This window comes from Pseudomonadota bacterium (assembly GCA_010028905.1).
In the GTDB taxonomy this organism is placed as follows: Bacteria; Vulcanimicrobiota; Xenobia; order RGZZ01; family RGZZ01; genus RGZZ01.
Window position 1 is genome coordinate 1 of the sequence record RGZZ01000243.1, and the last position, 7540, is coordinate 7540.

Genomic DNA, 7540 nt, shown 5'->3' on the forward strand with positions numbered 1-7540 from the left:
CTCCGGCACCTTCTCCATCGATCTCTCGCGGGAGAACTGCGATGCGATGTACAGCAACGACGTGCTCCCCACGTGGGCGCTCCAGGCGCCAGAGAACGGTCGTCGCGCGGTTCTCACGCGAGTGCGGGGGGCCGTCGCCCCCATCTGATCGCAGACCTCGACGTGCGGGAATCGCGCCAGAGAGGGGAAACCCTCTCCGTGCTCCAGAATCATCCCCCCCATGACCGTTCCCCGAGACACTGAGGCAAGGAGAGACCGCCGCTGACTGGTCTTCAGGGCTGGCTCGTCTTCTTCGTCGTGATCACCCTGTTGCTGGGGCTTGATCTCGGCTTGTTCAACCGCCGACCGCACAAGCTCGATCTGCGTCAGGCGACGGCCTGGAGCTTGTTCTGGATCGCCCTTGGCCTTGCCTTCGGTGCCGCGGTGTACCTCAAGCGCGGCGAGACCGAAGGGCTCGACTACTTTGCTGCCTACCTGGTCGAGAAATCGCTCTCCGTCGACAACCTCTTCGTGATGGCGGTCATCTTCAACTACTTCAAGGTGAACCCCCAGCATCAGCATCGCGTCCTGTTCTGGGGCATCGTGGGCGCCCTCGCGCTTCGCGCCGCGGTGATCTTCGCGGGCATCGGCATCCTCACGTACTTCACGTGGACCGAATACCTCTTCGGCGCCTTCCTGATCTACACCGGCATCAAGATGCTGGGCAGCGATGACGATGACGACGACTTCTCGCCGGAGACCAACATCTTCGTGCGCATCGCGCGACGCATCTTCCCCGTGACCGACCACTACCGCAACGTGCACTTCTTCGTGCGCGAGCCCGGGCCAGACGGCCGCAAGATGCTGCACGCCACGCCACTGTTCATCGTGCTGCTGGTCATCGAGAGCGCCGACCTGCTGTTCGCCGTAGACTCCATTCCCGCGGTGCTGGCGATCTCGCGCGACCCCTTTGTCGTTCTCACATCGAACATCTTCGCGATTCTCGGGCTCCGGTCGCTCTACTTCGTGCTCGCCAGCTTCATCGATCGGTTCCACTACCTGAAGATGGCGGTGTGCATCATCCTGGTCTTCGTGGGCGCCAAGATGGTCGGCGCGCATCACCTCCACGTGCCGACCTCGGTCACCCTCACCGTGATCGCATCCGTGCTCATCATGGCCACGTTGCTCTCGGCCGTTCGCGAGCGACGCCATCCCACCCCGCCCTCCACCGACGCCGACGCGCAGGCAGACGCGCAGGCCGACGCGCAAGCCGATGCGCAAGCCCTCCCCACCGCCGTCGACGAAACACCGCAGGCCACCCCCTGATTCGTGATCCGGCCCCTCCGCGCGGGGTACCCCGCTCCCCGCAGCGGCGCGGCTCGGCAGGAATCCGCGCGTCGCTGCGCGGAATGGGCGTGGCGATGAACCAGACGACAGACTTCCAGTCAAGCCTCGCGGCACTGGCAGACAACGCACGTGCCCGCGCCGCCGAAACCACAACCATCAAAGACCTCGAAGCCGTGGAGGTGCACTTCCTCGGTCGCAAGGGCGAGCTCACCGCGGTTCTGCGCGGTCTGGCCACCGTGCCCGCCGACCAGCGCCCCGCCATGGGCAAGCTGGCCAACGAGATCAAGACCGAGCTCGAAGCGATCTTTCGCACACGCGAGGGCGCCCTCAAGCAGACTGCCCTCGAGCATCGCCTGCGCACCGAGCGCATCGACGTGACGCTCCCCGGCACGCCCCTCGAGACCGGTCGCATCCACCCCATCACCCAGGTGCTGCGCCGCCTCAAAGAGGTGTTCATCGGCCTCGGGTTCGACGTGGTCGACGGTCCGGAGGTCGAGCTCGAGCGTTACAACTTCGAGGGCCTGAACATCCCGGAAGATCACCCGTCACGTGACATGTGGGACTCGTTCTACCTCGGCGAGTCGCCCCTCGGCAACCTGCTGCTGCGCAGCCACACCTCCCCCGTTCAGGTGCGCGTGATGGAACGCCAGCAGCCGCCGGTGCGCGTCATCGTTCCTGGAAAGTGCTACCGCCGAGACGCGGTCGACGCCACCCACAGCTGGGAGTTTCACCAGATCGAGGGGCTGCTGGTCGACGAGGGCATCTCGTTCGCCGACCTGAAGGGGGTGCTCGACACCTTCGCCCGCGAGCTCTTCGGCAAGCGTCGCAAGACGCGCTTCATCCCATCGTACTTCCCCTTCACCGAGCCCAGTGCAGAGATGGCCATCGACTGCTTCGTCTGCGAGGGCACGGGCTGCCGCATGTGCAAGCAGTCCGGCTGGATCGAGATATTGGGCAGCGGCGTGGTGCACCCCAATGTGCTCGAGCGGGTGGGCTACGACACCGAGCGCTACACGGGCTTCGCGTTCGGAATGGGCGTCGAGCGCATCGCCATGCTCGCCCACGGCATCGACGACATCCGCCTGCTCTACGAGAACGATCTGCGCTTCCTGCGCCAGTTCTGAGTCCCGCCCCGTCTCTCCCGCGCTTCAGGATCGGCCGCACAGGCCACCCGCCGCGCGTCATCGATCTCCCGGAGGTCTCCCCCGATGAAGGTTCCGTTCAAGTGGCTCAACGACTACGTCGATCTGAGCGACATCACGCCCCAGGCGCTGGCCGATCGGCTCAACGCCGTGGGGGTTCTCGTCGAGAACGTCGAGAACCGCAATCCCGGCCTCTCGAACGTGGCGGTGGGATACATCGCATCCATCGAGCCACACCCGAACGCCGATCGCCTGCGCATCTGCCAGGTCGACGTGGGGCGCGCCGAGCCGCTGCAGATCGTCACCGCGGCCACCAACGTGCAGGCGGGCATGTGCGTGCCCGTGGCGCTCGAGGGGGCGCATCTGTCGGGCGGGCTGGTCATCAAGCGCTCGAAGCTTCGGGGCGTCGAGAGCAACGGCATGATGTGCTCGGCCGAGGAGCTGGCAATCCCCAGCAAGGACCTGCCGGTCGAGCAGCGCGAAGGGGTGCTCGAGTTCCCGCCGGACACGCCGCGCGGCGCCGATGTGCTCGACCTGCTGGGCATCGACGAGCACGTGCTGCTGCTCGAGCCCTTTGCGAACCGTCCGGACTCGCTGAGCCTCGTGGGCATCGCGCGCGAGGTGTCGGCGGCGCTGGGCCGTCCGCTCAAAACCCCCGCCCACGATGCGGCGGAGGCCGACGCCGAGAACCCCGTTGACGTGACCGTCGCCGATGCAGCGCTCTGTCCCCGCTACACGGCGCGCGTGGTGGTCGACGTGAAGGTGGGGCCATCGCCGCTGTGGCTCATCGGGCGGCTGCAGGCCGCAGGCATGCGCTCGGTGAACAACGTGGTTGATATCACCAATTTCGTGATGCTCGAGACCGGCCAGCCCTTGCACGCCTTCGACCTCGATCGCGTCGAAGGCGCGCGCATCGAGGTGCGACCCGCGCGAGACGGCGAGACAATGGTCTCCATCGACGGAGTCGAGCGCGCCCTCGACCCACGCATGCTGGTCATCGCCGATGCGTCTCGCCCTGTCGCCATCGCCGGCGTCATGGGCGGTCTCGACTCCGAGGTCTCGAGCAGCACGAAACGCGTGCTGCTCGAGTCGGCCGCGTTCCATCCGGCCTCGGTGCGCCGCACCTCGACACGCCTGGCCCTGCGCAGCGAATCGTCTCGCCGGTTCGAGAAGGGGCTCGACTGGTATGGGGTCGACCACGCCAGCCAGCGCGCCGCCCACCTGCTGGTCACCCTCTGCGGTGGACGTCTCGCACGCGGCGTGGCCGAAGCCGGAGGAGAGGCGCCGGCCCCCGTCAAGGCGAGCGTGCGCCCCCGTCGGGTGAACCACCTGCTGGGAACCCACATCCCCGAGGTGCGCATCGCCGAGATCCTGCGCGCTCTGCACTATCACATCGATCATGAGACGGCCGAGCGCATCGACGTCACCGTGCCATCATACCGACCCGACGTGCGTCGCGAGGAAGACCTCATCGAAGACATCGCGCGCCACTACGGCTACGACAACATCCCGCCCCGCCTCCCCTACGGCGCCACACACCCCGGGCGCACCAACGATATGGATCGCGAGTGCGAGAACATCCGCGACATCCTGGCCGACCTGGGTCTGTGCGAGGCCATCACCCTGTCGCTGCTCCACCCGTCGAGCTACGAGCGTCTCCGGCTGTCAGGCGCCCACGGGGGAGACGATGCCGTGAAGGTGGTCAATCCCCTGGTTGCCGACCAATCGCAGCTGCGCACCACCCTGCTGCCCCACCTGATCACGTCGGTCATGCACAACCTCAATGCGCGGGCCGAGCGCGTCGCCCTGTTCGAGATCTCGAACATCTATCGCAAGGTCGCTTCGCAGCCGCTGCCCGTGGAATCGCGTCGCCTCGCCCTGGTTCTGGCCGGGACACGAAACGGCAGCCCCCTGGGCTTCTTCGACCTCAAGGGCGTGGTGGAGGCGCTGCTCGCCCGTCTCGGCCTTCGTCTCAGTGTCGAGGCCGCAGGTGCAGAGGCGCCTGCGATGCTTCACCCGGGCAAGACCGGCATCGTGCGTGACGGCACAGGGGCGTCGATCGGCACCATCGGCGCGCTGCACCCGGGCGTGCTCGAAACCCTCGACACCCAGACCGAGATCGTGGTCTGCGAGCTCGACCTCGACCGGATCATCGCTCTTCGGGCGGAGCGCGGCCCCGTGCAGTATCGCCCCGTCTCCCGGTTTCCGGAGGTCTCGCGCGACCTCGCCCTCGTTGTGGCCGCCGACGTAGCCAGCGGACGGGTGGAAGACGAGATCCGCACGGCTGCGGGCAGCACGCTCACCCGCGTGCGCTGCTTCGACGTCTATCAGGGCAAGCAGATCGCAGACGGCGAGAAGAGCCTGGCCTACGCACTCACCTTCCAGCACGACGATCGCACCCTCACCGAACAGGAGATCGAACACGCCATGAAGGCGGTGATCGATCGCGTTTCGTCGGCACTGGGCGCGCGCGTGCGCGCGTGACGAAGCCTCTGGCTGCCAGATCGCGTTCCTCGAGATGAGCGCGGCTCGAATCAACGGGCCCGCTGACGGACTCGAGGCGCAGGTTCGCTGGCTCGTCTGTGTTCGCGGTGCACTGTCGGTGCTCGCATTTGCGACCCTCATCGCCCTTGACCGCGTGTTCAGCAACAAGGACATCGACATCGCCCTTCGCATGTGCGCAGCAGAGATCGTCGCCAGCCTGGCCTGGTGGTCGTGGCTGCGCGCCAGACGCCTGCTCGGGTTGCTCATGCACGCCGGCCTGCTGCTCGATCTCGCCGTGGTGACCGTCGGAGTGGTCGCCACAGGAAGGGCGGAAAGCCCACTCCTGCCGCTCTACGTGCTGGTCTCGACAGGCGCGGGGCTCATCAACCCGCGCGGGGTCTTCGTATACTCGGCCTTGTCGGGCGCCTGCCTCGCGTCCTTGATGCTCTCCCTGCACCTGCACAGTGAACAGGGCGTCTTTCAGCTCCAGCGTGTGACGGGCATCGCTGCGACCACATGGATCATTCTGGGAAGCAGCGCCCTCGTTCTCCACCTGCTGCTGCAGCGCGCGCAATCGGAGCGAGACGCGTTGCATCACCTGACAGAAGAGCGTGGGCATCGACGTGACGACTTCGACGCCCACCAGGCCGAGCAACGTCAGCTGAACAGCGACCTGAAGGAATCGCTCCAGTCGCGGGCCCAGTTCCTGGCGCTCATGAGCCACGAGCTGCGCACCCCGCTCAACTCGATCATCGGCTTCTCCGAGCTGTTGCTGCAGCGCGACATCAACGTCAGCGATGAAGAGCGTCGCCGCTTTCTCGAGCACATCGGCGGAGGCGGGCGACGTCTGCTCAGCATCATCGACCAGATCATCGACCTCTCTCGATTGAGCGCCGGAACCCTCGAGCTGCGCGCAGAGCCCCTTCACGCATCGCAGGCAACCCGAGACGCCGCCGACGCAGTACGAGACATCGCGGTAGCGCGAAAGATCGTCATCGAGACCGTGACCGCAGATGGGCTGCCCGCAGCGGTGGCCGATGCGAGGCGAGTGCGTCAGGTGCTGGTGGCCCTGCTCGAGAACGCAATCCGCTTCTCCCCGCCGGAAGCGAACGTGCGGGCGCTTGCGGAGCGAAGCGGGGAAGAGGTGTGCATCCGCATCACCGACCACGGCCCGGGCATTCCCACCGAACACATTCGACAGGTGTTCGAGCCCTTTCACCAGGTGGATTCGTCGACCCGACGCAAGCACGAGGGGCCGGGCCTCGGACTGGCCATGGCGCGTACCCTTGCCGAGGCCATGGGCGGCCGCATCGAGGTGGAAAGCGAGGTGGGCAAGGGAACGACCATGTCGCTCTTCCTGCCCACCTCGGTGCAGAACGCAGGCAGCGCTACGCCCGGCTGAGCTCCTTCTCACGCGCCCCCGATACCGCTTTGAGCAGCTGATCGTAGGCGTCGTTGAACTTCTGCACGCCCTCGCGCTCGAGGGTGTTGAGCGTGATGTCGTCGAGGTCGACGCCAAGGCGCTTGAGCGTGGCCAGAACCGCATGCGCCGCGGCTGCGTTGGCGGCGTTCAGCGTGCGCGCGCACACCCCGTGATCGCGGAAGGCGTCAACCGTCTCTTCCGGCATGGTATTGACGCAGTCCGGCCCGATGAGCTCGGCCACGTACAGCGTGTCCGGGTAGGCCGGGTTCTTGACGCTGGTGCTGGCCCACAGCGGGTTCTGCACCCGGGCGCCCTTGGCGGCAAGCGCCTGCCAGCGCGGAGACGACCCGAAGCAGCGTTCGTACGCCTCGTAGGCCACCTGCGCATTGGCCACGGCGATCTTGCCCAGCACCGATGGAACGGCCGGATCGGCGATCTTGGCCAGGCGCTTCTCTGCCTCGGTGTCGACGCGGCTCACGAAGAAGCTGGCCACCGACGCGATGCGGTCGATAGGCTTGCCCTCGGCGGCGCGACGCTCGAGGGCGCGCAGGTACACCTCCATCACCTCTTCGTAGCGCTGCACCGCGAACAGCAGGGTGACGTTGACGTTGATGCCCTCGTAGAGACAGGCCTCGATGACCGGAAGCCCGGCCTTCGTGCCCGGCACCTTCACGAGCAGGTTCGGCCGACCCACCCGCGTCCACAGCTCACGGGCCTGGGCCAGCTCGGCCTCGGTCTCATCGGCGAGATGGGGGTTGCACTCGAGGCTCACGTAGCCGTGACGCCCCTCGCTCGCCTCGTACAGCGGGCGGAACATGTCGCAGGCGCGCTGCACGTCGCCGATCATGAGCTCCCAGCAGATAGCCTCCGCGTCGAGCCCCTGCTTGGCCAGGGCGTGAATCGGCTCGCTGTACGACTCGCCGTGGGAGATGGCCTTCTGGAAGATGGCCGGATTCGAGGTCTCTCCGCGCAGGCCGTCTTCGTCGATGAGCTTCTGCAGGCCCCCCTCGTTCATGAGGTCGCGGCTGAGATAGTCGAGCCAGACGCTCACTCCCTCGTTCTGAAGCTGGAGAAGCGGGTTGGTGGACATGGGCGGAGGCCTCCTCTGGGTGGAGTGGACGTGAGCAGGGCGCTTCGACGGGAGCCGGCGCCAACTCCTGCGCGC

Annotated in this window: 5 protein-coding genes; 4 read left to right on the forward strand and 1 reads right to left on the reverse strand. The window is 66.7% G+C overall.

The genetic code is table 11. The annotated features are described in order from the left end of the window. Positions 1 to 261 precede the first annotated feature (261 nt). The 4 genes from EB084_15545 (at position 262) to EB084_15560 (ending at position 6354) form a co-directional block, all read left to right on the forward strand. A complete protein-coding gene (locus EB084_15545; GenBank protein NDD29672.1) occupies positions 262 to 1305 on the forward strand; it encodes a TerC family protein in 1044 nt (347 codons plus the stop codon). Positions 1306 to 1400: 95 nt separating this feature from the next. Continuing rightward, positions 1401 to 2450 (forward strand): phenylalanine--tRNA ligase subunit alpha, encoded by a 1050-nt coding sequence (locus EB084_15550; protein NDD29673.1) that lies wholly within the window; start codon positions 1401 to 1403, stop codon positions 2448 to 2450. An 84-nt stretch (positions 2451 to 2534) separates the two neighbouring features. Next, positions 2535 to 4952 (forward strand): phenylalanine--tRNA ligase subunit beta, encoded by a 2418-nt coding sequence (locus EB084_15555; GenBank protein NDD29674.1) that lies wholly within the window; start codon positions 2535 to 2537, stop codon positions 4950 to 4952. A gap of 34 nt (positions 4953 to 4986) precedes the next feature. Then, on the forward strand, positions 4987 to 6354 hold the full coding sequence (locus tag EB084_15560; GenBank protein NDD29675.1) for a sensor histidine kinase: 1368 nt from the start codon (positions 4987 to 4989) through the stop codon (positions 6352 to 6354). On the opposite strand, the gene tal is transcribed toward EB084_15560, so the two are convergent. Beyond that, the gene (gene tal, locus EB084_15565; protein ID NDD29676.1) at positions 6341 to 7465 is read right to left on the reverse strand and encodes a transaldolase; all 1125 of its coding nucleotides are present in this window, start codon (positions 7463 to 7465) and stop codon (positions 6341 to 6343) included. The two genes, EB084_15560 and tal, sit on opposite strands and share 14 nt — an antisense overlap. Between the last annotated feature and the right edge of the window lie 75 nt (positions 7466 to 7540).